25 protein-coding genes are annotated in these 26,354 nt (G+C 41.9%); 20 read left to right on the top strand and 5 right to left on the bottom strand.

Annotation, left to right across the window (positions count from 1 at the left end):
- Positions 1 to 76: 76 nt before the first annotated feature.
- The 12 genes from KSMBR1_RS10785 to KSMBR1_RS10715 all read left to right on the top strand — a co-directional run bounded on the left by KSMBR1_RS10785 (position 77) and on the right by KSMBR1_RS10715 (position 14,934).
- Complete coding sequence (locus tag KSMBR1_RS10785; protein ID WP_157820528.1) at positions 77 to 418, top strand: DciA family protein; 342 nt, start codon at positions 77 to 79, stop codon at positions 416 to 418.
- Positions 418 to 2,880: a DNA topoisomerase (ATP-hydrolyzing) subunit B gene (gene gyrB / locus KSMBR1_RS10780; RefSeq protein ID WP_099325336.1), complete on the top strand. Its 2,463-nt coding sequence runs from the start codon at positions 418 to 420 to the stop codon at positions 2,878 to 2,880. The genes KSMBR1_RS10785 and gyrB overlap by 1 nt, the downstream gene beginning before the upstream one ends.
- Positions 2,881 to 3,782: 902 nt before the next feature.
- Positions 3,783 to 3,989, top strand: coding sequence for a hypothetical protein (locus KSMBR1_RS10770; protein WP_099325334.1), 207 nt, complete (start codon positions 3,783 to 3,785; stop codon positions 3,987 to 3,989).
- Between the two features lie 303 nt (positions 3,990 to 4,292).
- Complete coding sequence (locus tag KSMBR1_RS10765; protein WP_099325333.1) at positions 4,293 to 4,535, top strand: hypothetical protein; 243 nt, start codon at positions 4,293 to 4,295, stop codon at positions 4,533 to 4,535.
- Positions 4,535 to 5,167: an MBL fold metallo-hydrolase gene (locus KSMBR1_RS10760; RefSeq protein ID WP_099325332.1), complete on the top strand. Its 633-nt coding sequence runs from the start codon at positions 4,535 to 4,537 to the stop codon at positions 5,165 to 5,167. The genes KSMBR1_RS10765 and KSMBR1_RS10760 overlap by 1 nt, the downstream gene beginning before the upstream one ends.
- Positions 5,168 to 6,323: 1,156 nt before the next feature.
- Positions 6,324 to 8,822 (top strand): YfhO family protein, encoded by a 2,499-nt coding sequence (locus KSMBR1_RS10750; RefSeq protein ID WP_099325330.1) that lies wholly within the window; start codon positions 6,324 to 6,326, stop codon positions 8,820 to 8,822.
- A 915-nt stretch (positions 8,823 to 9,737) separates the two neighbouring features.
- Positions 9,738 to 9,890, top strand: coding sequence for a cbb3-type cytochrome oxidase assembly protein CcoS (gene ccoS / locus KSMBR1_RS23435; protein ID WP_099325328.1), 153 nt, complete (start codon positions 9,738 to 9,740; stop codon positions 9,888 to 9,890).
- Between the two features lie 71 nt (positions 9,891 to 9,961).
- The gene (gene ccoN, locus KSMBR1_RS10735; RefSeq protein WP_099325327.1) at positions 9,962 to 12,094 is read left to right on the top strand and encodes a cytochrome-c oxidase, cbb3-type subunit I; all 2,133 of its coding nucleotides are present in this window, start codon (positions 9,962 to 9,964) and stop codon (positions 12,092 to 12,094) included.
- A 1-nt stretch (position 12,095) separates the two neighbouring features.
- Positions 12,096 to 12,266, top strand: coding sequence for a CcoQ/FixQ family Cbb3-type cytochrome c oxidase assembly chaperone (locus KSMBR1_RS10730; RefSeq protein WP_099325326.1), 171 nt, complete (start codon positions 12,096 to 12,098; stop codon positions 12,264 to 12,266).
- Positions 12,263 to 12,844, top strand: a complete 582-nt coding sequence (locus tag KSMBR1_RS10725; protein WP_099325325.1) for a cbb3-type cytochrome c oxidase N-terminal domain-containing protein — start codon at positions 12,263 to 12,265, stop codon at positions 12,842 to 12,844. Before KSMBR1_RS10730 ends, KSMBR1_RS10725 begins: the two co-directional genes overlap by 4 nt.
- A gap of 1 nt (position 12,845) precedes the next feature.
- Positions 12,846 to 14,246, top strand: coding sequence for a cytochrome c oxidase accessory protein CcoG (gene ccoG / locus KSMBR1_RS10720; protein ID WP_099325324.1), 1,401 nt, complete (start codon positions 12,846 to 12,848; stop codon positions 14,244 to 14,246).
- Positions 14,227 to 14,934: a sulfite exporter TauE/SafE family protein gene (locus tag KSMBR1_RS10715; RefSeq protein WP_099325323.1), complete on the top strand. Its 708-nt coding sequence runs from the start codon at positions 14,227 to 14,229 to the stop codon at positions 14,932 to 14,934. The genes ccoG and KSMBR1_RS10715 overlap by 20 nt, the downstream gene beginning before the upstream one ends.
- A 799-nt stretch (positions 14,935 to 15,733) precedes the next feature.
- On the opposite strand, the gene KSMBR1_RS10710 is transcribed toward KSMBR1_RS10715, so the two are convergent.
- On the bottom strand, positions 15,734 to 16,045 hold the full coding sequence (locus KSMBR1_RS10710) for a hypothetical protein (RefSeq protein ID WP_261341098.1): 312 nt from the start codon (positions 16,043 to 16,045) through the stop codon (positions 15,734 to 15,736).
- Between the two features lie 265 nt (positions 16,046 to 16,310).
- Entirely contained in the window at positions 16,311 to 16,721 is a 411-nt protein-coding gene (locus KSMBR1_RS10705; RefSeq protein ID WP_099323529.1) for a hypothetical protein, read from the bottom strand.
- A gap of 105 nt (positions 16,722 to 16,826) precedes the next feature.
- On the opposite strand from KSMBR1_RS10705, the gene KSMBR1_RS20975 reads away from it, so the two are divergent.
- The 5 genes from KSMBR1_RS20975 to KSMBR1_RS23425 are packed head-to-tail and all read left to right on the top strand — an operon-like array spanning position 16,827 to position 19,806.
- The gene (locus KSMBR1_RS20975) at positions 16,827 to 17,099 is read left to right on the top strand and encodes a hypothetical protein (protein WP_131493604.1); all 273 of its coding nucleotides are present in this window, start codon (positions 16,827 to 16,829) and stop codon (positions 17,097 to 17,099) included.
- Between the two features lie 38 nt (positions 17,100 to 17,137).
- Positions 17,138 to 17,590: a helix-turn-helix domain-containing protein gene (locus KSMBR1_RS23430; RefSeq protein WP_164994994.1), complete on the top strand. Its 453-nt coding sequence runs from the start codon at positions 17,138 to 17,140 to the stop codon at positions 17,588 to 17,590.
- Between the two features lie 52 nt (positions 17,591 to 17,642).
- The gene (locus KSMBR1_RS10690) at positions 17,643 to 18,698 is read left to right on the top strand and encodes a Mu transposase C-terminal domain-containing protein (protein ID WP_230407994.1); all 1,056 of its coding nucleotides are present in this window, start codon (positions 17,643 to 17,645) and stop codon (positions 18,696 to 18,698) included.
- Between the two features lie 2 nt (positions 18,699 to 18,700).
- Positions 18,701 to 19,492 carry an ExeA family protein gene (locus KSMBR1_RS10685; RefSeq protein ID WP_099323525.1) on the top strand — a complete coding sequence of 264 codons (792 nt, stop codon included), beginning with the start codon at positions 18,701 to 18,703 and terminating at the stop codon, positions 19,490 to 19,492.
- A gap of 11 nt (positions 19,493 to 19,503) precedes the next feature.
- Positions 19,504 to 19,806: a CHC2 zinc finger domain-containing protein gene (locus KSMBR1_RS23425; protein ID WP_099323524.1), complete on the top strand. Its 303-nt coding sequence runs from the start codon at positions 19,504 to 19,506 to the stop codon at positions 19,804 to 19,806.
- Between the two features lie 226 nt (positions 19,807 to 20,032).
- Here KSMBR1_RS23425 and KSMBR1_RS10675 read toward each other — a convergent pair whose 3' ends face one another.
- Together KSMBR1_RS10675 and KSMBR1_RS10670 are read right to left on the bottom strand one after the other, a co-directional pair.
- Positions 20,033 to 21,136, bottom strand: a complete 1,104-nt coding sequence (locus tag KSMBR1_RS10675; protein WP_076611654.1) for an IS4-like element ISCku3 family transposase — start codon at positions 21,134 to 21,136, stop codon at positions 20,033 to 20,035.
- 97 nt (positions 21,137 to 21,233) lie between these two features.
- Complete coding sequence (locus tag KSMBR1_RS10670; protein WP_099325321.1) at positions 21,234 to 21,941, bottom strand: IS110 family transposase; 708 nt, start codon at positions 21,939 to 21,941, stop codon at positions 21,234 to 21,236.
- A 532-nt stretch (positions 21,942 to 22,473) separates the two neighbouring features.
- On the opposite strand from KSMBR1_RS10670, the gene KSMBR1_RS10665 reads away from it, so the two are divergent.
- Positions 22,474 to 22,761, top strand: a complete 288-nt coding sequence (locus tag KSMBR1_RS10665; RefSeq protein WP_099325320.1) for a hypothetical protein — start codon at positions 22,474 to 22,476, stop codon at positions 22,759 to 22,761.
- Positions 22,762 to 22,851: 90 nt separating this feature from the next.
- A complete protein-coding gene (locus tag KSMBR1_RS10660) occupies positions 22,852 to 23,481 on the top strand; it encodes a glycoside hydrolase 5 family protein (protein ID WP_099325319.1) in 630 nt (209 codons plus the stop codon).
- Between the two features lie 64 nt (positions 23,482 to 23,545).
- Here KSMBR1_RS10660 and KSMBR1_RS10655 read toward each other — a convergent pair whose 3' ends face one another.
- Complete coding sequence (locus KSMBR1_RS10655; RefSeq protein WP_099325318.1) at positions 23,546 to 25,282, bottom strand: IS1634 family transposase; 1,737 nt, start codon at positions 25,280 to 25,282, stop codon at positions 23,546 to 23,548.
- A 159-nt stretch (positions 25,283 to 25,441) separates the two neighbouring features.
- Here KSMBR1_RS10655 and KSMBR1_RS10650 point away from each other — a divergent pair, with 159 nt between their 5' ends.
- Positions 25,442 to 26,278, top strand: coding sequence for a glycosyl hydrolase (locus tag KSMBR1_RS10650; protein ID WP_099325317.1), 837 nt, complete (start codon positions 25,442 to 25,444; stop codon positions 26,276 to 26,278).
- Positions 26,279 to 26,354: the final 76 nt, after the last annotated feature.

Genomic DNA, 26,354 nt, shown 5'->3' with positions numbered 1-26,354 from the left:
CTAAGTTTGGTCATTAGTCATTGGTCAATTTTAGGGTCGTCCCTGCAACATTTATACAATTATGGATTTTTGCTTTATGAAAGATGAATTGCGTGACCGATACTTTATTAACAAAAACAAGCCCAAACATATTGGCGATTTACTAAAGGAACTCTTTCCCCCCAAAACCCTCTCCCGCACCAATGCCCTCCATAATAATATCAGGAACGCATGGCGAAACATCGTCGGCGATGAAATATACCAGATTACCAGGATCGATGGGTTAAAGAACCGGATTTTGTATATAAATGTTGAATCCTCCGCCCTGATTCACCATTTGACTAACTTTGAACGGCATGCTATAATTCAAAAGATCAACGAGTTAATGGGGAAAAAATCTATAGATGACATTCGTTTTAAGGTGGGAAATATAAAATAATGACGAACAATGATACTTTGGACGCCGTTTTGGAAGCAGATGCCTATGATGCAACGTCAATAAAAACATTAGGGGGAATTGAAGCCGTCAGAAAGCGCCCGGCAATGTATATTGGAGATACCACCGCCAATGGGTTGCATCACCTGGTTGAAGAAATCGTTTGCAACAGTGTGGATGAAGCCCTTGCCGGTTTCTGCGAAAACATTGCCGTAAAAATAAATGTCGATGGCAGTGTAACCGTTGTTGATGACGGACGCGGCATCCCTGTCGATATACATAAGGAAACAAACAAATCTGCATTGGAAGTCGTTATGACAATGCTGCATGCCGGGGGTAAATTTGAACATAAAAGCTACAAGACGTCAGGGGGATTACACGGCGTCGGGGTGTCTGTCGTAAATGCCTTAAGCGAATGGTTTGAAGTGGAAGTAAAAAGGAATGGACATGTATACTTCCAGAGGTACGAAAAGGGGGAAGTTATTACACCGGTGGAAACAAGGGGAATAACGAAAAAACGGGGCACCAAAATTGTTTTTAAACCAGACCATGAAATATTTGAAGACACCGCATTTTGTTATGAAACGATCGCAAAGCGGTTGCGGGAATACGCATTTCTCAACAAAGGGCTAAAAATAACCTTTACCGACGAAAAAACGGATAAAAATGAAACGTTCCAGTACGAAGGCGGTATAAGGGCATTTGTAGAAGAACTGAATAGCGGCAAAGAAGTGATTCATAAGGATATCATATATCTTGAAAAGGAAATTAATGAAATCGTCGTGGAAGTGGCCTTTCAATACAATGAAAGCTACAACGAAAATATCTATTCGTTTGCAAACAACATAAATACGGTGGAAGGCGGTACTCATTTAAGTGGTTTCAGGGCTGCGCTTACCCGAACACTAAACAACTACCTTAAAAATAAAAAAATACAAGGCGAAGAGAAAGCCCCCACGGGAGATGATTACAAAGAGGGGCTTACGGCGGTTATCAGCATCAAACTACCCGAACCTCAATTTGAAGGACAAACAAAAACAAAACTGGGGAACAGAGAGGTTCAGGGTATTGTTGAAACAATCATCGGGGAACAACTTGGCATATATTTCGAGGAAACGCCGTCAACAGCAAAGGCCATTATTAACAAGGGAATCGAGGCTTCAAGGGCAAGAGAAGCCGCAAGAAAAGCCAGAGACCTTACCCGAAGAAAGGGAGCGTTAAGCAGTTCTAACCTTCCCGGGAAACTGGCGGACTGCTCTTCCAGGGATTTTGAAACATCGGAGCTTTTTTTAGTGGAAGGCATCTCTGCAGGCGGTACCGCAAAGCAAGGAAGAGACAGGAGGGTTCAGGCAATCCTCCCGCTCAAAGGAGTCATATTAAATGTTGAAAAGGCACGCATTGATAAAATGCTCAGCAATGAAGAAATCAGAACCCTCATATCCGCTTTAGGCACAGGCATCGGGATTGATGATTTCAACCTGAAAAACCTGAGATATGCAAAGATCATTATTATGACGGATGCGGATATTGATGGCGCCCACATCAGAACCCTTTTGCTCACCTTTTTTTTCCGCCAGATGATCGAATTGATAGACAAAGGACATGTTTACATAGCGCAGCCGCCGTTATTTAAAATAGTCAAAAACAAAAGACAGGAATATATCTATGACGATAAGGGACTGCAAAAAAAATTAATCACGTTCGGCATAGAAGGAACGGTAATGGAAATATGCAGTGATAAAAAAGAGACGCTCGACAGCCAAACGCTGGAAAAACTATTGCCACTCCTTGTTCAGATGGAAGAGCACATTAAATTTTTAAGCAAAAAGGGTGTCTCTCTTAGAAAATTTTTGTCGCTGAGAAACAAGGAAACGGGAAAACTGCCTTATTATAAAGTAACATACAAAGACAAAATAACGTATCTTTCTTCGGAAGAGGATCTGGAAGCGTACATAAAAGAGAAACAACAAAAAGAAGGAAAAGAACTGGAAATCCTGGAAGAAGATGATATGGCTGATGAGAAAGAAAAAGGAGAAGGCGGGGCAATCGAGGTAATTGAATATCACGAATGCAAGGAAATTGAAAAAACAATCAATCTGATAGAGGGTTTTGGCTTTACAATAGATGAATATTTTCGCGGACAAAATGATGAGAAACCAAAATACAAATTAATAGCCGGCGAATCAGAGATTAATGCATTCTCTCTTAATGAAATACTGGAAAAAATAAGGGAAATCGCAAGGAAAGGCATGGAGATCCAGCGTTATAAAGGTTTGGGAGAAATGAACGCAGAAGAACTGGCGGAAACAACCATGAACTTCAATACAAGAACGTTGCTGAAAGTAAAAGTTGAGGATGCGGCAAAAGCAGATTCCATTTTCAGCACCTTAGCCGGCAAAGACGTTCAAAGAAGAAGGGAATTTATAGAAAAACATGCCCTGGAAGTACGAAATTTAGATATATAGTCAAACAAATAATGTTTTCGAAAAATTTACACACCCCAGTCCCCTCTTTTTAGAGGGGACTGGGGTGTGTTTGATAATATGCTTAGTCAAATAAATCTGTTTTTTAGAAAGCCATTTTATCGCCAAATTTCTAAAATCATATTTGTTTGGCTATAACTCTTAAGGTACTAAACAACATTGCTGCAACATTTTTATTTCCCGGGTAGGGTTGATTAAGGAGCGGTTTTTTTCGCATCGAATCCATCAATAATAATGAAGGAACTGTGTATTTGCTGTCACTTAATCCACATTACTGTCTAATAAATTTTACTCACACCTTATGAGTGAAAACCTATCATATTCTTGCGCAGGATGTAAGAATAAAATGTCGCTGTCGTGATAATTTGATCTATTCGCCTATCTAAAAATTCCCGACCTATGTTATAAATGCACATTACATTGATTATATCGCCTTTGTCACAAAACGCATTTTTTGCGCCAATACCCTGAAAATATTGCCCCTCCTTAGAAACCCTTGTCTAATAATTAAGACCATGGCAAAATTTGCATCATTCATGTAACGCTTATTAAAATAAATACTTACAGAATATTCATTGAAATTTTTGCCTGAAAAAAGCGAAATTAACACCTTTTTTAAGAGGAAAGGCTTGATTCCCGCAAAAACAATCCTTAACTATTTTTATTACCATCTCATAATAGTTTTTAAATACATAAATTGTTTTTTTGATGTACTTTATATCCCCACAGTTTCTGGTTTTTCCCGGGAAAAATGTATCCATTTTTCAACATACGCATATGAATACATTCTTCGGGCACTATAATTGCGAAAAGTGATATCAGAATTTTTATAAACATTCATCACCGATAGTTATTTAATTGAATAAAAGAGGAGTGAATTGTTCATGAAAAAGTATAGCAAAAAAAATTGTTCTGTCTGTATTGAATACCCTTATGGTTGCGATGATTGTTACAGCGAAATGAAAACTTTTATGACAACAAAAAACAAGCTGTTGCTTAATAAAAGGCAGCATACCTGCCTCACAAAAATACAAGAGGGATCGAAAATATCATCCCTGCGAAGGCAGGAATCCGGTAGTGTAAATCCATGAATTGCCGATCCACATTTCCGGATGCCCGATTACATGGGAATGAAAGATAAAGATGGTATTTTCATTATGAAACAAACAAAAAGAATCAATGTATAATAACCAAAACAGTCAGATACTCTACTAATAATGAGTTATTTACGGTACAGGGGTGTTTTAAAGCACATAAAAGCCCCGCTAATTTCCCCATTAGATAAAGTGTGCAACTTTCCTTTGTTCAAGGAAAAATATAAAAAGGTTTTTTGTTGATTATACGTATTAAATACTATAAAGTTTGCGGGAAATAATTTCAGGAGGGAGGGAGCAATGATAGCAGAAAAAGAGTTGAAGCAGAAAATATTTGTGTGTCCTCATTGTAAAGGGACGAATTTTATTTTCTTTGGCATGCAAAGGCAAAAGGGATTATTTAAAGGCCGCGAATTGTGGAACTGCAAAACATGCCACAGCACTTTTGCCAGAGAAGCTATCGATGTAAATAATTTGGAAGAAAATACCTCTTTTAACAGCAAGACCTTTCCATTCTATTACAAGGCGCGTTTTTCCTGCTGATGAAATCACCGGATATAATATTTGAGACATTAGAAGTTGGCCCATTATCGGTTAATTGTTACATTATCGGTTCCAGGTCAGATAATACTGCCGCAGTAATAGATGCAGGCGGCAATGTGAAAGAAATTGTTGAAATCCTCAAAAAACAAAACCTTACCCTGAAATACATTATCAATACTCATGCACATTTTGACCATGTCGGCGGGGTAAGCGAGCTTCATGCTTTAACAGGCGCACCATTTTTACTTCATCAGGGAGACGTCCCGCTTCTTGACTTTCTTGACGAACAGTCAAATTATTTTGGATTACCCCCGATTCCCAAACCCAAAGTAGACCGCTACCTCATTGATAACGAAGAACTCCCCCTCGGAGATGAAGTAATACGCATAATCCATACCCCCGGGCATTCCCCCGGCTGCGTGTGTTTCCTTTTTAATAACGCAATTTTTGCAGGAGATACATTGTTTGCAGGTTCTGTTGGAAGGACAGACCTTTACGGAGGCTCTCACGATACGCTGATTAACTCAGTAAAAACCCGCTTATTCACCTTGGAAGACCACGTATTGGTATACCCCGGACACGGCCCCGTTACCACAATTGGTAAAGAAAAGAAACATAATCCTTATTTTTAAATCCGGCTGCCTTTTACAGTGACTGGGAAAGAGATTGATAGTAACTATTCAGCGTAATTTATTAAACTACCGGAGATCAGAGCGCAACTCGTTCCCAAACCTTGTACTGAACATAGTGAAGTATCTGTTTGGGAACGTAATTGCACTGAAAACTTTGTTTCCAGTGAGGGTCTGACTTGACAAATTGCAAACTGTCTTAACCCTGTGATTTTATTCCCTATCTATCAGCAAACAGGCGAGAAACCGGAGTTTCCCGAACAAATGCATTCCCAAACAGATACTTCACTATGCTCAGTACAAGGTTTGGGAACGAGCCGTGTATCGTTTACGCTGAATAGTTACGATTGATATGAAAAAAATAATGATATTGATGTCTTTGATAGGATTACAGAAGATTTAGAATTGGAAAGCGTCCTTGTTAAGGCTAGTACATCGTTTCGTTAAAATGTGTACGTAAAAAAATGTCATTGCGAGGAGTGGAGCGGCGAAGCAATCTCTTGTTCCCAAAAGACTTAAGAGTGCTTCGCTGTCGCTAGCAATGACGGTATCAATGTAGATATTTTAATGAAACGTTATACTAGTGAGGGCGTAACATAGCATTATGACATTGCAACACTTGGAAACAAAATTCCGCATCAAATATTGGCAACTGTTGAATCAGGAAACTGGGTATTTCAAGTATTCGAGGCAAGCCATGACAACGTTTCTACTTTCATGGCATACATTTCTTGCAAAACACACGGCGGTATTCAAATTCAACGTAGATTCTAAATGCGCCGCTCGAAAAGTCTATCGCCCGTTTGATTTCGCTATCGTAATATGTCTTTGATGGTGTATGACAAACAGAGCAAACGTTTTTTTTGTCGGCGTACCAGTTTGATGACCATCGCATACGGATCACCATAAACACCAGTTAATTTACTTCGAGATCGAAATCCAGAATGTGAATATAATCCTGATAAGATTTTACAGGTTTTCATGAATACCCCATTCTCTTGCCTGAATAGTATAAACCTGCACGTACAGCTTTTTGTAGTCTTATTTTACCCGGAAAACATTATTCCTTATGGTATTGAGAAAGAACTATACTGAAAATTTACCCACACAAAACTTAGAAGACCCTAAATAATATACTACGCCCATAAATAAAGAACAAATGCTAAACAAGAACTACAGCAATTATTCAGCTTCGATTTTAATTACAAACCCATCTGAAGCCTGGTCGAAATATGACTGGTATGCCATCCTTCTCCTGTTTCTCCTTACCCTGGCATACTTTCACAAGGTCGTTATCCCCTTTGATACCAGCATACTGAGTGACCAAAATACTGATACCCGCCATCAGCTCTTTTATTGGAGGTATTTTGGTTTTGATACGCTGGCAAAGGGTACACTGCCCCTTTGGAATCCTTATATTTATAGCGGATCGCCCTTCGTTGGCGGCATACAGTCCGCATTGTTTTATCCGCTTAATCTTATTTTTCTCCTATTTCCCATTAATGTTGCAATTAATTACAGCATCATCCTGCACGTATTTTTGTCCGGAGTGTTCACCTATCTCTACATGAAATATCTTCGTTTTTCCGGAGCAGAAAGGCAGGGTGCATCTCCTTTGAAGAGCAGAGAGGCAGGCGGGCTATCCCGGACAAGCTGCATAATTTCTGCCATTATCTTTATGTTTTGTGCTCCGCAGATATTTCACGTCTATCCCGGGCACCTGCCAAATCTGTGCACCATGATATGGCTGCCGCTTATCCTCTTGTTTTCTGAGCTTTTTATCCGAACCAGAAATCTTTTGTATGCACTTGCCGGAGGCGTTGCCGTTGCCTGCAATATATTGGCAGGGCATCCCCAGTATTTCTTTTATACGGCAATTGCCGTATCGCTGTACTTTATCGTGCGTATTCTGCAAGAGTTTGCCGGACACAAAAACGGGAGGTGGGCGGGTTATTCATTTGCCGGCATTTTTGTCATTTATACTACAGGCGCCCTTCTTTCTTCGATACAATTGCTCCCTGCCTTTGAAATGGTGAAGCACTCCACCAGGCAAACACTCACGTATGAATGGGTGGGGCAGTTTTCTTTTTTACCTGAAAACTTTATTACCCTCTTTATCCCCGATTTCTTTGGCGATTTGTTTAATGCGCCGTATTGGGGACGATGCTATCTATGGGAAATGTCGTTATATCTGGGAATCCCTTCACTGATGCTATGCAGCATTGCCGCATTCAATTTTAAAAGCAAATATACCAGGATTTTTTTAATTATAGCATTAATAACAACAATCCTTGCTCTGGGCAAATTTATCCCTATCTTCAAAGTACTCTATGCTGTTGTGCCCGGGTTTAACATGTTTCGGGGGAATTCCAAGTTTATATTCATCGTTGCCTTTTCTCTCTCCGTGCTTGCCGGGTTTGGGATGGAATATTTACAAAATGTTTTTTCCATGAAAAAGCAGACAAAATTCCTCCTTATAATTGCTATTGGCATAGTTGCCGCAATAAGCATGTTTTTTATCATATTCTTTTTGTTTAACGCGGGATTTGGCGCATGGCATGCGATTATCCTCAAAATTTACTCATGGGGCGACCGCTACACAACGCTGCCTGGTCTGAATAATGCCAATTTTCTGCAAACGACCTTTGCCGTAGCCAGGAAGAGTGCTATAAAAGTTATAATACTGGCAATACTCAGCCTGCTTATTGTCGGATTATGGATAAACGGACGATTCAATAAGAAGGTGCTTATTCCTCTTACAATCGCCTTGCTATTTGGAGATTTGTGGATGTTTGGAAACCGCTATATGGTCACATTCGATCTTCAGGATTGTTTTTGGAATAAAGAAGTAACCGATGTCTTGAAGAAAGACCCTCGCCCGTCCCGCATAACAACGATCGGACATTTTGAGTTGAATCAGGGCATGGCGCACTATATTGCAAATATAGGAGGATACGACGCCAATGTGATAAAGGAATACAGCGAGTTTGTTAATCTGTTAAGCGGAAAACCCATTGAACAGCCAAACATAGTAATGGAGGTATCTAACATTTCAAAACTTACCAACCTCCTAAATGTGAAATATCTACTTCTTCCCTCAAACGCAAGAATAAATCATCCGGGTTTTACATTATTATACAATGACGCAAAATACGCCATTTTTGAAAACACACATGCACTGCCGCGCGCTTTTATTGTCCGGAAGGCAAAGGAACTTCATGGCAGAGATGCAATATTTAAGGAACTTTCAGGCGATGAATTTCAACCGGAAGAATATATTATTGTAGAAGAACCATTACCGCCTGTCCGCACTGCCGGATTGCAAAACATACGAAACGAACCATTGCCGGAAATACTTGAGTATACGCCAAACAGTGTAACAATTAAGGCGTCTCTTGCGGAAGATGGATACCTTGTCCTGGGCGATACGTATTATCCGGGATGGAATGCCTATGTGGACGGCAGGAGGAGCAGGATATATAAAACAGATTACGTGATACGGTCTGTCTTCCTTGAAAAAGGAGAACACATCGTCAGGTTTTTGTACGAACCAAAATCTTTTGTCATAGGCATGATAATTTCCCTCTCCGCGTTTATTCTAATAATCCCATCATGCATTTATTTAGCGGTATACCGAAAAGACCCTAAGCTGGCATAGTCAGAAGCCGGGTAGGAAACAGATGCATAGCAAATAATATTGCCAATTTATGGGGATGCATTCCCGATTTTTTGTAAATCTTCACACATGCCTGTAGTCAGAGGGGTATTGTATAGCAAGCATCCTTTTTTATTTTAACCCTGCCAGGGGTTTTTCATGCAAATTGTAGTGGCAAGGCGTGCCTTGCTACGGCATTAAGGGATTTCAAATATTGGCTCTTCAGGCAAGTGAGTGGGTAAAAATGAATGCCATTGGGTTTTTGCCTTTTAAAAACTCAGCCTGATTAAAGGGACACTTCCCCACGACAACGTCAAAGTTACCTTACGAAAGACGCGGATCAAGAATTTGTGCCAAAAGCTCCCGTCAATAAGTGGAGAAGAAAGTAAAAAACAATAGAATTACCTTATAAATGGGCAAAAATAAGCAAAACAGGCAAAATGGCGCGGGAGTATCTCTGTAGTAACGAAAGAGAGAGGGTAAAATAAAGTGCTTTTTTGTTCTCTACATTACAAGCGATGCATTTGAAGTGCAAGAAAAGGTCTTGCCGCATAGTGTAGAGGCGAAGCATTTGCTCTAAATTGTCGTAAATGCCTTAGCTGACACCGCAAGAGGGTATCTGATTTCTATCCAATGCCGAGATGTATTTGAGCTTGGCTTCTTCTATCAGGCTGACATTGGTTCCGGTAGCAATCCAGCAGTAGCAAGAAAGACAAAGTTTGTTTTTGATTTAATAAAACATTTGTTTATAATTTCCTGATATGGTTTTTCACATTCATTAATAGATAAAACATATCGCAGCATCGCCGCAATTAAAGACCACCCATCTTTCCTATTCCCCATACAATGAGGGGATGAAGGGGCGGCAAAAAACTTCATGAAAAAACATGTTTTTGCAGAATAATATTATATCTAACAATGACAATACTTTACATAATGATTCCCATCTCAATTGTTTTAGCGTCATTTTTTGTATATACCTTTTTATGGGCGGTGAAAAATGAACAATTTGACGATCTTGAAACACCAGCACATAAAATTTTAATTGATGACTGGAACAAAAAAATATAAGAAGCGCAACATTTTAAACAACTGAAGTTTTGCAAAAAAATTATTAAATTTAATTGGAGAAAAGAAGAAACATGGGCGCATCAAACGTTGATACCTCAAATCGTATTCAAATTGAATATGATGACAAAATTGCCAGAATGTTCACCATAGCCACCATCGTTTGGGCGGCAATCGCCTTCACAATAGGGGTATTTGTGGCATTTCAAATAGCGGTTTGGCAATTAAATTTTAATACCGGGTGGCTTACTTACGGACGGCTAAGGCCGGTACACACCAACGCAAACATCTTCGCATTTGCCGGCAATGCCATTTTCGCCGGCATATACCATTCTTCTCAGCGGTTATTAAAGACGCGCATGTTTTCCGATACCTTAAGCAGGCTGCACTTTTGGGGCTGGCAAAGTATTATCGTACTGGCCGTCATTACAATACCGCTAGGGTTAACGCAAGGGAAAGAGTATGCTGAACTGGAATGGCCCATTGATATTCTTGTCGCTTTGGTATGGGTTATATTTGCCATTAATTTTTTCGGCACTTTGCTGAAACGCAATGAAAAACACCTGTACGTTTCCATCTGGTTTTACATTGCTACGGTCATTACCGTGGGAGTGCTTTACATTATTAATGCAATAAGCCTGCCCGTTAGTTTGTTTAAAAGTTATATTGTATTTGCCGGAATACAGGACGCGCTTGTTCAATGGTGGTACGGACATAATGCCGTCGCCTTTTTCCTTACTACGCCTTTTCTCGGATTAATGTATTACTATTTGCCAAAAGCCGTAAACAGGCCTATTTACAGCTACAGGCTTTCGATATTACACTTCTGGTCTCTTATCTTTATTTATATCTGGGCAGGCCCCCATCATCTTTTGAATACGGCGCTGCCTGCCTGGCTGCAAACCCTGGGTGTAATTTTCAGCGTCATGCTATGGGCGCCAAGTTGGGGCGGTATGGTAAACGGGCTGTTGACGATCCGTGGGGCATGGCATTTATTACGCACTGAACCAATCGTTAAATTTTTTGTGGCGGCCATTACTTTTTACGGTATGGGAACCTTTGAAGGGTCGCTTCTCTCCCTTAAGCCGGTAAACGCTATTGGCCATTACACTGACTGGATTATAGGACATGTTCATGTGGGAACATTGGGCTGGAACGGATTTCTTGCGTTTGCAATGATATATTATATTGTCCCGAAATTGTGGAAAACAGAATTATATAGCAAAAAACTCGCAAACATACATTTCTGGGTAGGCCTTTTAGGCATACTTCTTTATTACATTTCAATGCTGGCCGCAGGAATTACACAAAGTTTGATGTGGATGGAAATGGACAATAAAGGAAATCTTGTCTATCCGGAATTCATTGAAACCGTCATTCGCATAATTCCGCTCTTTTACTTCCGCGCAATAGGGGGAGTATTGTTCTTAGGCGGTTTCTTCCTGTTGCTGTATAACATTTGCAAGACCATCAGACTATCGCCCCCCGATTTAAAAAATGATACAATACAAATAAGTGTATCCCCTAAGACCGTTCCCCTTTCAGAACACGGGCATAGAAGGCTTGAAGGGATGGCGGTTACGTTCAGTGTTTTGGCGCTTATTGCCATCATGGTAGGCTCTGTCATTGAAATAGTCCCCACACTTTCCATTCATAAATACATTACGCCGGAGAACAAAATGGCGTCATTCACACCCTTGGAACTGGAAGGGCGTGATATTTATATAAAAGAAGGGTGCCACAATTGCCATTCGCAAATGATCCGGACGATGCCCCCGGAAATATTACGATACGGGCACGCTTCCATTATTGAAGAATCCATGTACGACAGGCCTTCTCAATGGGGGTCGAAACGCACGGGGCCAGACCTTGCAAGACTGGGGAAAAAATACCCCGACCTTTGGCATTACATGCATATGATAAATCCCCGTGCCGTCATAAAGGAATCCATTATGCCCGCCTACCCCTGGCTGGCAAAGAAGAAGATTCACTTTTTCGGCATAAGAAAGAAGATATCCCTCCTCCATAAAATGGGCGCTCCCTATTCAGAAAAAGAACGGGCGGATGCAGATATTATGGCGGAAATACAGGCGCATGAAATTGCCGAATCTCTTAAAAAACAAGGCGTGAAAGAAAATGTGGAAGACAAGGAAATCACTGCATTAATAGCATATCTCCAGGCGCTTGGACAGAAAGGAGTTCAATAACATGAAACAACAGGCTTTAGCACACTTTACCGATACGTATTTGGCGGCGATTGGATTTTTTTTATTCTTTTTTGTTTTTCTGGGCATCCTTTTTTGGATTCAAAGGAAGGGCGCTGCCAAACACTATGATTATATGTCCCATTTGCCGCTTCGCGAGGAGGAACGATCATGAACAGGGATACTCATGTAAAAGATACTCCTATGACAGGGGATGAATACGACGGGATTACCGAATATGACAACCCATGCCCGGCATGGCTAATGTATATTTTCTATACAACGATCCTTTTTGCCGTCTTCTACCTTGGGTACCATTTCGGAAGCGTTAGGAACGGGAAATTGCAGGTAGCCGCGACTGTTGCTCCACCTGCGAATATGATGCAAGCGGAAGAAATACTGATGGAACTGCCTGAAATAACTGAAGCGCAGCTCACTACGCTGCTGGCTGACAAGGATGCATTGGCAAAGGGGAAAGAGGTGTACGCCTCAAAATGTTCTTCCTGCCATGGAGAAGAAGGAGAAGGATTGATCGGGCCAAACCTGGTGGATAATTACTGGTTACACGGCAGAGGGGGAATACGCGAAATAGCAAGCATAATCAGCGATGGCATTCCCGACACCGGCATGGCTGCATGGAGAGGAAGAATTACAGATGAAAACATTCAGCAAACAGCCGCTTATATAAAATCATTAAGAGGTTCCATGCCTGAAAACCCAAGAGACCCGGAAGGAGAACTTGTAGAAGAATAATATGTCGAAAAACTTCTACAATCCGTCCCATGAGGGTATTCGCATAACCCATCCTATGGCAGTTTACGGATTCTACAGAAAGTACAGAACCATTGTTGAAATAGCGCTGCTCATCGCATTTTTTCTGTTTCCCTGGATAAAAATAAACGGTTTTCCTGCAATTCTCATTGACATACCGCACAGAAGATTTTCGCTGTTTGGCTTACAATTCTGGGGGCATGACACGCCCATGCTCTTCTTCGTGATGGCAAGTTTTTCCATGGGAATCGTCTTTGCCACTTCTGCCTGGGGAAGGGTATGGTGCGGATGGGCTTGCCCGCAAACGGTTTTTATTGGAGCAATTTTCCGAAAAATTGAATCTTTCGTAGAGGGAGGCCATATTGCGAGAATCAAACTCCGGAAGGCGCCTTTTCACAAAGAGAAATTAATCAAAAAAACAGTTAAATGGTCTTTGTTTTTTTTGACAAGCGCTGTTATCTCTCACACAATCCTTGCATATTTTGCCGGAGCAGAAAATCTCGTCTCAATGATTGCCATTTCCCCCTTTAAAAATTGGGCGGTTTTTCTGACCACAGGTATTGTTACCATTGTGGTGATGTTGAATTTTGGCTGGTTTAGGGAGCAGTTGTGCATATCAATCTGTCCGTACGGAAGATTGCAATCGGTATTAATGGACGAAAACTCCCTTGCAATAATTTACGATGAAAAAAGAGGTGAACCGCGAAAAGGGCTGCAACCGAAGACGGAAGAGCCGGGAGATTGCATTAATTGCTATAAATGTGTTGCCGTTTGTCCAACAGGAATAGATATCCGCAAAGGGCTGCAAATGGAATGTATTGCCTGTACTGCCTGCATTGACGCATGCGACACGGTAATGGCAACGGTTAAAAAGCCGAAGGGGCTTATACGGTATGAGTCGGAAAACGGCCTGAGAGGAAGACCCTCAGGTTTTTGGCGTATTAAAAACATGATTTACCTGGGATTAGTCTCCGCCTGCCTGATAGGATTAGCCTCCTATATTTCAAACAGGCCTGATTTGGATATTACCGTATTGAGAGCGCAGGAAAGTCCTTATCGGGTAATTACCAAATCCCGGGAAGAACCCCTCATCTCAAACCATTACACGCTGAATCTGAAAAACCAGAGCTTTCATGAGATAGAAGTGGATATTAAACACGCTGAAGATAGCAGAAATAAAGGGATTGAAATTATAGCGCCGACGTATCCTGAAATGATTGCGCCGGGAAAAACAACAAAAAACCATTTTTTCATAACGTTTCCCAAATCGCTTTTGAGCGAAAAAGGGCAACTGAATTTTCAATTACACATTGCTGCTACATCAAACAACAAAACAACCCGAAATTACATAAAGGAGTTAACCCTTGCCGGACCTGTCAAATAATATAATACAACGCATTGGAGAAATGTCACCCTTCTTTGTTCCTTTTGCAGTAATTGCCGCAAGCCTTATCGGCAGTGTCCACTGTGTAGGAATGTGCGGCGGCCTGGCATTGGCCGCAAGCGCTCACAGCAAAGCGGGGCTGATTTCATACCATATAGGACGCTTTTTAGGATACTTTTGCATTGGTGCCCTGGCGGGGCTTCTTGGCTCAAAATTTATCCATTCAGAAATGAAATACCTCTCTTTTGTATCAACGATTTTCCTGGGTATAACCTTCTTTATTATCGGATTCCGTATTCTGAAAGAGGGCAATCTGCACATAAAACAACCGTATTTTCTGCGGTTATTTTACCAGAAAAGAGTAGGGCGTTTATTAGAAGCCAGGGTTTCGCCAAAGAGAGCGGGTTTTTTAATAGGTGTCCTCAGCCCTTTACTGCCATGCGGATGGTTATATGGTTTTATCCTTATAGCCGTTACTACGCACAATCCACTATGGGGCGGCATATTGCTTTTCTCGTTCTGGTTAGGCACTATCCCCGCACTCTCCGGCATTTCCTACCTGACAAAAAAACCGGTACAACTCCTTAATAATAAGGCAATGGCTTTTGTGGGCGTATTTTTGATTTTTATTGGCATATCAAGCGTAATCATAAAATTAACCGGCATAAACTCCAACTGTTGCCATTAAAATTTCATAGAGACGTTGTTTGGTAATTCAGGGAACACCATACTTAATTATGGAATAATAGATGATGCTACTAAAAGGCTGAAAGGAGTCAAATAATGTCAGTAATAAGCCTAAGACTGAAAGACAGCCTTTCCGGTCTCCGCATGGAAATCACAGATACTGATAGTTTGTAACACTTTAGTTTTTTGAAAAGAATCGTAACTATTTAGTGTAATCTATTAAACTAACGAAGCACAACTCGTTTCCAAATCTTGTACTGAACATAGTGAAGTATCTGTTTGGAAACGTAATGGCACCGGAAACTACATTCGCGGGTTCACTCATTAGAAGGCTTTTGTCAAGGACAAAATATCTCCGGTCGCAAAAATATCTACATTTTCACGTTTTGAATACCCCTCCAAGTACGGAATCGCTCTTACTGCTGTTTACGAAAATGACTATACCGTTCACGTTTATCTACGCCCGTGGTATTTCGCAATTGTTTTGGTATCGTTCTCATCCGCACCATTCACCCATCGGGATCAAGGCTTTGTGAAAGACTTTCTCACCGCCCCTGACTTATCTTCTGTCCCAGAAAACCATCGGTTCCATACCAGTGTCCAATCGTTATTCACAGAATATTCGGCTCTACGGCCAAAACCTCACGGCTCATGGTATGGGCAGATCAGAATGGAATATTCTTTTTCGCCGATTCCTTTACCGGCACAACTCATAATAAAAGGTGGAACAACTTCCAATCAGGTTTCATGGATTGGTTACCTAACCCGCAACCGGTTCCTTGCACCACCTAATCTGCTTGCTACCCAAACATTTTTTTCTCGTCGTAGTTTACTTGCTCCTTTATTATGTAATAACATGCCCTGGCCAGCTTATTGCTCAAGGCTTTCGTTGCCAGAACTACATGGCTCTTTGACGCCTTCCTCTGATGCCATTTCCTTCCCTTTTCGCAAAATCTTACGTGAAAATGCGCTGCCTCCACATACGCCCACGCAAGGTATTTATTCCCGTTCTTACGGTTTCCTTTCCCTTTGCTCTTACCATTCGATAATTTTTTTGCCGATACGCATCTGCAATAAGATGAATACATCCCCACATCACTAAATCGCTCTATGTTCCCAGTTGCTACGTCTTAGAATAAATGCTCCAAAAATGCCCAATTAGTCTCAGAATATTTGAGTCTAATACCCAGCAAATGATTTGAAAAATCTTACCCAGCTACCCCGCATTTTTTTTATCCTGCGTAAGTATTTCACTTGATTTTTTGTTCACGTTAAGAAAAATACATCGTTTACCCCGTTAGAAAGAAGTTCCGTCCGTAAGGCGGAGTAAAGCCTCATTAAATAGTTTGGAAGAGGTTAAAACCACTTCCAAACTTCCTAACGGCGGTTTACTTCCCAGTTCCCCGTTTTCACGAGGACAAGTTTTGTAAGATTTTTCCGGAACATAAAAAACTCAGGGCAGGAGGACCGAACGTTGGGAAACTTCATCCTCCTGCCCATTTCCCCCCTATACAAAGGAGGCAGTGCGTGAATATTATAGAAAAAATCCACAAGCATGAAAAGCTTATTGCGACAAAACAGAAGCCATGCTTTTGTCCAAAGTGCAAGAGTACCCATGTCAATTTCACCCTTCATGAATGCAGATATCGGTTGTTTCACGTTATTATCGACTCCCTTGTTCATACGATAGAATCTTTCCTGGGACGTTGGAAATGTTCCTTGTGCAAGAAGACGTTTACTTCCTATCCTGAGTATGCGCTCCCTTACAAGCGGTACGTAAAGGATCACTGTCTCTCCTTCAGTCAGGCTTATGTCAAAGATGATACAGAAACCTACCGGAGTGTCTCCTCTGCCATCGGATATACTACCCGAACACAGGAAATAGACAACCGCATGCTTGCCTGGTCAACCGTTTGGAGGTGGCTGCGTTTCTTTGGCTCACTGAAATACACACTCCGCAACGCCTTTGACCTCATCAGGCAGGCCGACCCCAACTCTCCGGTTTTTCGCCAAATGTTTCCCATTTACCACGGAAAGTATAAAAGCAAACAACGAAAAACCTCCCTCGATCAATCGATTCAATTGTTCAGCGCCGAGCCGGAATATCACCGAATTTTTGGGCATTCATTTTTCCCCGAACTGGCAACAAAAAGCGGCTGGTCTTGAGTTACAATCACCTCCACACTTAAAAAAGGAGGTGAATTATGAAATCGAAAGACGAAAAATGGGCTTTATTCTGGTGCAATCTTCTGCATCCTGTCATCTTCGGTGAGATTGAGAAGGAGCAGACCAACCTTTTTCTGAAAAAACTCTGCCTTCAGGAGGTCGTATTCCCCAACGGAAAGCGGAAAAGACCCACTATCTCTACCCTCAGGAGAAAACTCAACCGCTACCGCAAAGATGGATTTCAATCTCTTGCAAGAAAGGCGAGGAGCGACCGTGGCGCATCCAGAAGGTTTTCTCCTGAAATTATCGACAAAGCCGTTGAACTCAAAAAAGAACAACCACGCCGCAGCGACGATTGCCTCAACCGCTTTCTTGAGAAATACTATGGGAAAACGATCCCCAAATCCACCCTCTACCGCCATCTCAGACTCGCAGGGGCGACCCGGCTCAAACTCGGCGTCTCACAGCAAAAGGTGCGTATACGCTCTTAGCCGTGAGCATACCCACGACCTCTGGATTGGCGACTTCCAGGAAGGCCCTTTCGTGCTCGTTGACGGCGAGGCGCTTCCCACAAACCTCTGTCTCTTTATCGACTGCTACAGCCGTTATGTGGTCGAAGGACGGTATTATCTCAAACAAACCCTCGATATCCTTATCGATTCTCTCATCAGGGCCTGGACTATCCACGGCTCGCCCAAAGAACTCTACCTCGACAATGCCAAGGTCTACCACTCTGACGCCCTGCGCTCTGCCTGTTACAACCTCGGCATTAAACTCATCCACAGACCACCACGCGACCCTGCTCCCGGCGGACTGGTCGAACGTTTCTTCGGCACCAGCCAGACACAGTTCGAGTCGGAAGTCCGCTCCGGCGACATTATCACCCTTGATGCCATTAACCAGGCCTTCTCCGCTTACCTTGCCGTTGTCTATCACGCAAGAATCCACTCCGAAACCAATCAATCTCCAAAACAACGCTACGACGAGGGGCTTACCGTCATCCGACACGTCGATATGGACGCCGCTCTTGCCTTCTTCATGAAACGCATCCCCAGAACCGTTGACAGAACCTTTGCCGATGTCCGCATTGATAACCGCTTTTACCGTGTTGACCCCAAACTCAGAGGCGATAAAGTAGAAGTCCGTTACGACCCATACGGCGATCTCAAAAAGGTCTTGATCTATTCCGCAAACGGTGAATACCTCGGCTCGGGAAATCTCTACCTGCGCGACCAGGGCGCTGAAACTCCAGCCGCCTCACCTTCAAAACCAAAACATAATTACCTCGACCTTATCACTCAGAAACACAAATCCATTCTCCAGGCTCAGGCCAAAGGCATTGATTACCACCAAATCATCTCCGAACGACCCTGGCCATTCATGGCATTCGTCCAGAAACTCGCACTCCTCATGGGACACAAAGGCTCTCTCTCCGCCTTCAGCTCTCATGAACTCGAATCGCTTAAAAAATGCTACAACCGTATCCCCGCTCTCAACGAATCATTGCTCACGGAGGCATTCCAAAATGCCTCCGTGAAAACCTTACCCTATATCATTCGTGAATTACAAATCGCTTACTCGAAAAAGGAGGTCTCTTAACCATGTTTACTTCTCATTTTTCCATGACTACTCAGCCGTTCTCTGAAAGAATCAACACCAGCCTTATCATGAAAGACGAACGCTTTACCCAGGGGCTTGCACGACTCCAATACCTCTTACACTCAGGCTCTATCGCCGTCCTCTACGGACAGACGGGAGTCGGAAAATCCACACTCCTCAAACTCTTCCTCTCACAAATCCCCCAAAACCTGTTTCTCCCCATCTACCTCCATTTTACCCACCTAAAATCATCCAGCCTTCTCTCCTTAATCGTCTCCCAGCTCGGTGAAATACCAAAACACACCAAAGACCGGCTCTTCCTCCAAATTATGGATAAATCCTTGCGCTCAAATCTCACTCCCATTATCGTTATCGACGAGGCTCATCTCCTGAAAACCGACGCCATCACAGACCTCAGACTCCTTGTCAGCTCTCCGCTTGATTCTTCCACTCATCTCAAAATCATCCTCTCGGGACAGGAACACCTCAAATATATCCTCAAAAGAGACATCCATGCCGACTTCGCACAACGCATCTCGGTACATTACCACATTCATCCCCTTACTAAAACTCAAACCGCTGCATACATAGACTTCCATCTGAAATCTTCCGGCGCATCCGATAAAATCTTTGACTCAGACGTCAAAGACCTGATCCATGAGTTCTCCGCCGGCATCCCAAGGCAAATCAACGCCATTTCCACCGCCTGCCTGATTAACGCTTCCATCAGACAATCACAGAAAATTACCCAGGATATCTTCCATCAGGCTCTTGCTGAAATTCAATCTTTTTAAGGAGGTCTACCATGGCCCGTCTCTTTTCCCCTCAACTCTTGCGCTCATTACGAAACGATATCCCCATCGATCGACTCATCGCTGATGTCCTCTCCATACCTCATAAATACTCCGAAGGCTATTTCCGCTTCCTCTGCCCTCTCTGTTCTGAATTTAATTCCGCCACCAACCCAAATACGAACCTCGCCAGGTGTTTCCGTTGTAAAAAAAACTTTAATACCATCGACATCGTCATGGTAGATTCCAACTCCTCTTTCCCAGATGCTGTCTATCTGCTAAAATCCGTTTTACCTCAATATATTAATTCCACTTAATCTGAGAATTCCAGGTTCATTTATTGTGGGGCTTAGCACCATAAGCGCTAACTTGTTTTAGGTGCGCTCGAAGTATTTTGATATCTGTGTTTTTCGGATTCTTGTATTTTCTGCTAAAGAACAAGCAATGTCATTCCAGCACTTAAGAACTTCCTGTAATGATAACGCTGGTTCTATAGCCCGTTTTACTTGATTAAGCATAAAAGCAAATTCACGCCATTTGCTTTTAGTCTTCTTGCTTGACAATGAAGTATCCCCAGGGGGAAAAAGACGTAGCAAAATCTATTAGTTTTTCTGTCAAAAGAGCAACGAATAGTTTGCCATAAAGCCAAGCTTTTGAGCTATCATCATCGTATTTAGGTAAGTGTCCAAATTGTGCTATTTGTTTAAATCTTTTAAAGACCAGTTCAATTTGCCATCGAACTCGATACCATTCTAAGATATCAAAAGCGGTAAATTGATTTTCAGGAAACGTTGTGAATACTATTACGTACTTGGCATAAATAAGGGTCTCCGGTTTTAGTTCAATGCCCTTTTTGCTTGCATGTCTTTTAAGTTTTTTATGAGCTATTTTAATGGCTTCTTCTGTTTTGCGTATTATACAAAGACGACCTTTGACATATTCAGTATTATCAACGTTTGGAATAAAAACGTTCCATGATTTTATAGCAAGGGGTCTTTTTAAATATTGGATTTCTTTCAATAAAGGAAAGGGTTTCTTTTCTTCGCCGAATATCCGTAGAGATTGCGAATTAACTCTAACGCTAAGATAAGCGCCTTTCCTTGTTGCATGATGAATTCCTTGGCCAGTACAGTAACCTCTGTCAGCTATAATATAATCATCTTTTTTCATCGGAAACTGCCGAAAAGATTCTCCTGTGCCTTCTCCTTCAGTTCCCGTAAGTTTAAAGAAATCGCAAGATAATGAAGGAACCTCAATACTATAATGAATGCGCCAAAGACTTCCTGTTTTCCCAGGTTCCTTTACTGTTGTTGCATCAAATAAGCGAAGATGAAAATTATTCCGTTTATTAATTTGGAGGCCACGCTCACGGAATAAAGATAAACATAATTTATATAGCCATTCTTTGCTCTTTTTTAATCGCTTTAATAAGGCAACATCGGATAAATCTGCTAAGTTAGCACGCTTGGCTAGAACTACTGTTTCACGCAATGAATAGCCACATCCTAAATGAATTAATAATGTTCGAAGAAGCTTTTCTTCAGATTTATCCTTGCGCAAGCCTTTTAAAGCATTTGTATCAACGGCTAAACTTTTCCAATCGTTTGGGAAGAAAGTTCTTAGAAGATCCCAATCTTCTCTCATCATGGCTTTATCCTCCTATAGAGTGATTAGCGGGATAATTAACATAAAAATACCATGATGAATAAAATTTGTCAATAAAACAAGTTAGCGCTTATGGGGCTTAGCACCCAGTCTCCAGCATTATCGTCATTGCCAGGATTTCGCCTATCCCAGGCACCTTGAGCAATTTCTTATACGGCTTCTTTAGCTTCACCTCCTTTAATACCGCTTTCTCTATCTTGTATATCTGCTTATTTAATACCTCTATTACCTCGTGATCGCACTGTGCTGACATGGTCAAATGCACGTCGCTGAACATCCCCATTACCTCTTCGTTACTCAGCTTCTTTATCGTATCACCGCTTATCGGTACTCCTTTGTTACGGTTTACCATCGTTTGCATACTCAATATATGCGCTGTCCTTTGTTGTACCAACATCATCCGCTTCCTCAGTAAATCCCTCACTGACCGCGTCTCTTTGGGATAAATATATCCCTCTGGTAATATCTTTAACCGTAACATCTTTGCCAACCAAAACGAATCCCTCGTGTCGTCAATGTACTTTAATCCCTCATACTGCTGCATTGCCGATGTATTTGCCAGGTGTACCTGATAGCCTGCCTCCATCAGACCATCCACTATCCAGTACCAGTTAAAGGTCGATTCTACTACTATACCCTTTATTTCTTTTTTGTATGGCTCTAATACGCGCTTTATTTCATTGATGTCATTACGGTTTCTCCTCTTGAATACCTTCCGATCCTCCTCATCGAGTATTCCAATATAATTATTATCACCATGTAAATCTATTCCTACGAAATATCCCATTGCTCGCTCCCTCCTTACTTTGTTATTATTTAACAATCGCCTTTCACGGTATCCTCCATTTTACCATGAAGAGTGCGCTCGGAGGTGCCTTCTATATGATTATCAGGTTTGCAACCCAATGTCATTAAGTTAAGAATTATTGTAACACTTTGGTTTAAAAAAACGTATTACCGATAAGCTCCGTAGGAGCAACCTGTTTGTGGTAGATAGGATACCATAACAGATATTAGCTCCGTCAGGAGCGGCCTGTCTTCCTGTCAATCATATACAGGCCGCTCCTGACGGAGCTATTTACCTGTTGAATTTTATTGCGCTACAAACAGACCGCCCCTAAAGGGGCTACATTGTTTTTTATATCCCCTTGGATTTTTCAAATAACTAAGTGTTAAGAATTATTTTATTAAAAACAACCCCCTTTTTCCCCCTTTATTAAGGGGAACTTTTCTGGCAGGTTGTTTAACTTAATGACATTGGTTTGCAACCTGAACCAAACGTTTTATACTTTTTATACAGCCTTCTATGAACAGAACAAATGACAAATAAATTCCAGCTTACAAACAGGGATTTTGTGATTTGGGAATTGGCATTTTACCACAGTACATGGCCCCATTATACGCATAAACTCATAGGTTCAGGTTACAAACCTGAACCCGCCTGTAGTCGTGGCAATGCGCATCATCGTGAAAAATGGAGGGTTGATTATGCCGATGTAGATGGCGGATATATTGGATTCATTAGTCAATTAGTAAACACAGATACGAGTGATTGGACAACAGATGCCTGGAATGCTACAATTTATTGGTATATGAGGGGTGGGTAAAAATAAATGCCGCTGGGTTTTTGCATTTTAAAACCCCACCTAATTTAATAACCGCCAAAACACATTAGTCTAAGGAAAGGTATCGGGAAAATGAATAATTACTGGGTTAAAAAAACAGTTGGAGGCCTCCTCCTGGTAATATCAAGCCTCTCCTTTGTTAACGACTCTTATTCATACAGCCGCGAGAATTACGGCGCCCATTCCATGATTTACCCGGATATGCCGGAAGTTGATATCGAAGAACTCTTTTCAAAAAGTTCGGCATTGGGGATTGCTTACCTGCGGCTTGATGTTCAGTTGTCTTCCATTTTTGTTCAGGAAGACGCACCTCCGGAGTGGGAACCAATGGATATTATTGTAGATTTGGCGGGAAAATATGGCGTACAGATATTGGGAACACTCACTTCCATGCCAGACTGGGCAGGGAATTGTCCGTCAGGAGAGGCCGCCTATGACCCCAATTTTTGCCCACCTGCAGATTATGATCAATGGGCAAAATGGATTGCCATGATTGTGGGACGATACAAAGGCGATATTCATTACTGGGAAGTTTGGAACGAACCCAATGAATATACTTGCACCAGCACTGCATGCGAAGGATTCTTTTACGGCGATGCTTCGGAATATGCACAATTGCTCTCCACAACATATGACGCTATTAAGGCGGCGGACAGCTCTGCAAACATTCTTATTGCGGGCGTTTTTATGCCTCTAGCGTGAGTTTATCACAAAATAAGGCATGAAGCAACGTAACATAAATACAGTCAATGCGTTAAGCACAACATCAATTGTATACACTGAGTCCTTGAAGTTTCAGCCGATGTTTGTGGAAATCCATAATGCCTAACGCATTCATCAACAGAGATTCCTTGTCGGACATTTCTTCCAATTTGTAGGTAGCCTTAACTCTCCCTCTGGCCTTTGTTTCTTCAAGCATAGCAGAAAGCCTTATATTATTAAGGGTGTCTAACAGGGTATCTAACGTTCCACTAAATTGTGCGTGCGCTTTTGCCTGATACCACACAATCGCCGCCATTAGGTATCCGAGGACGCAAATAAAAAAATGCACCCTGATTTTCTGATCCGTCCAGTGAAATTGCGGTTTTAAAGCAAGGTGATAGGGGTTCTTGAGATTTCTAAAGGCATGTTCAATTTTTGATTGCCCATAGTAGGCTTTTATAATGTCCGCGGTATCCCAATCGTGATGGTCTGTCATAAGAATCCTGAACCCCAGTTCCCCTTCTATTTCTTCGAGCTTTTTCTGGTCGATTGAAAAATTCAATTGAAACTTGCCTTCAGATACCTCTTTTAACGACCAATCGATAACATCCTTCGCAAATTGACATTTCACTACACTTCTTATCGTATCCTCCAGACCCTCTTTGTCCCGCATCTTTCCCTTTGGATTACACAGATGCTGCTGTAAGAGCTTTAACTGATGTTCTGCCTTTTCCAGAGACTTAGACATTCCCCTTAATTGCCCAACCTTTAATTTCTCGGAAATAAATACGACAACGGTTCTTTCCTGCCCCCAAATAACCCGTTTGTCATGGTACACCTGTATCTTACTGCCGTCAACGTCATATTCCCTGAAATTACACATGGCATCCCCTACCAACTGCTTGTGATGATACGGTGTAAGCGCTCCAACGTAATGCAATGCCAATCTCTCTACAATAGCCATATTGTCCATGGAATTGTTTCCACGATCAAAAACAATAGTGTGCTTTTTGCTGTCGAAACCTAATCCGGTCATCCTGTCTTTTATCGTCTCAAGAACCGCGCTGAACACCTTTGCATCCGCCATGTTCCCCTGATAGGTATGGTGAAACAACGGTATCATGTCGTTACGTGTAACGACCATCGCCAACCCGACCTGCCTGAGATCGTATCGCTTTTGTTTGTTTTTCCCCCGCCGGGCAATAGTGCATCGCAGATTAGTTGTGTCGATATACGTGAAAAAATTGGTTGTATCAAAAAACAGTGTGTCGCTTTGAAGGTTGTATGTTTTAAATGTCTTTTCAATTAATTCGCGCTCGATTTCTGCAATGGATTCTTCAGGAAGTGCATCCATCAAATCCCAGAAATGCTGACTGTCTATTTTACTCAAGCTGTGTCTGAGTAAGTATTCGGCAGTAGTCGTCTTTGCCCAATCCCACCATCCTCTTTTGCTGGTAGGCACACACACTCTCCCCACGGCACCCAACAAGAGGGTACTTCCGGCGGTCAGATTATTTCGAACAGGTTTTTTAGCACAATACTGCCGTGGCGACTTTATATATTTATTAATCACGGAAGGGACGTCCAGGGCATTGGCCACACTTAGCAATGCGGCTACCGCGCCATGTGAATAAGATTTGAGCCGTAATTTTTCGGTAAGACCTTGCAGTTGTTTTAATAAATCGTCTGCCTTGCCAAGATAGGCCAGGACGATGGGCCTGGGCTTGCCGTTAACGCGCCGCGATTCGACAATATACCAATATTTATAACCTCTGGAGTTTTTAGATTGAATGGTAGCCATGGCTATTAGTTGTTAGTGTATACGTAATAGATTAATACTCCGTGTATAATAGTATATACAGGCATATAATGCAATATAAATATAGTATTATTCAGTGTATACATAATTTTTTAGACAAAAAAAGTCGCAACCCGATACAAATCATTGGATTGCAACTTGATGTCTTTGTCTTACACCTTATTTCGTGATAAACTCACGCTAGACCATGAGGATCTCTCTGAATGGCTGCAGGAAGTGGCAGAAAATGCCCCGGATAAATTTGACATTGCCAACATTCACGTTCGTGATGATCTCGATAAATTGCCAGATATGGTTGCAGAGTTTATAGAGATGTTTTCATCGATAGGTTTCGACGGTCCGGTATGGGTATCGGAACATGGATACACATCTGACCCTAATTATCAAACGGATAAGAATTATAAAAACGGCCTCATATCGCAGGCGGAATACTATGCTTCCTCCATAAATGACATTCTGGACAATGGCGTTGATAAGGTATTTGTCACCTTGAGGGATAATGATGAATTAGAGGCGGCAGATGTTGCAGAAGGATTGCTCGCACAGGTCATAGATGACCAAACCACCGGCGAAGTAACTTTTATTGAAAAGCCATCATATATAGCAGTACAGGAACTTATAAATGCAGATGCAAGTGCAACCCCAACCCCAACTCCAACACCAAGTCCGGCGCCAGGTGAATGTGATGCGAAATCTATAACGGCGGCGTCTGAATTAAGCCTTGCAAGGGGGGAAAGTGAAGAAGTTACCGTGACGGTAAAGGGCGACAATGATTGCTTCTCTGAAGGCGTTACGGTGAAAGCAAAAATTAAAAAGGGGAAGAAGTTCATAAAAATACCGGCGAAAACGGCAGAAACCGATAAAAACGGGGAGGCAACATTCACCATCACTGCCGGAAATAAGAAAGGTAATGCAAAAGTACTATTCACCTCAGATGGGCTGAAGGCAACGCTCAATGTAAAGGTTGGCAAGGAGTAATACAAAAATGATGCGAAGGGGGGGCGGGAAATAGCAAATCCTATCTCTAACCCCCAAGCTGGCAAAGCCAGAACCG

The sequence above is a fragment of the Candidatus Kuenenia stuttgartiensis genome, assembly GCF_900232105.1.
Taxonomy (GTDB): Bacteria; Planctomycetota; Brocadiia; order Brocadiales; family Brocadiaceae; genus Kuenenia; species Kuenenia stuttgartiensis_A.
Note: the sequence above shows the minus strand (reverse complement) of the source record. Positions and strands in the feature narration are given on the sequence as shown.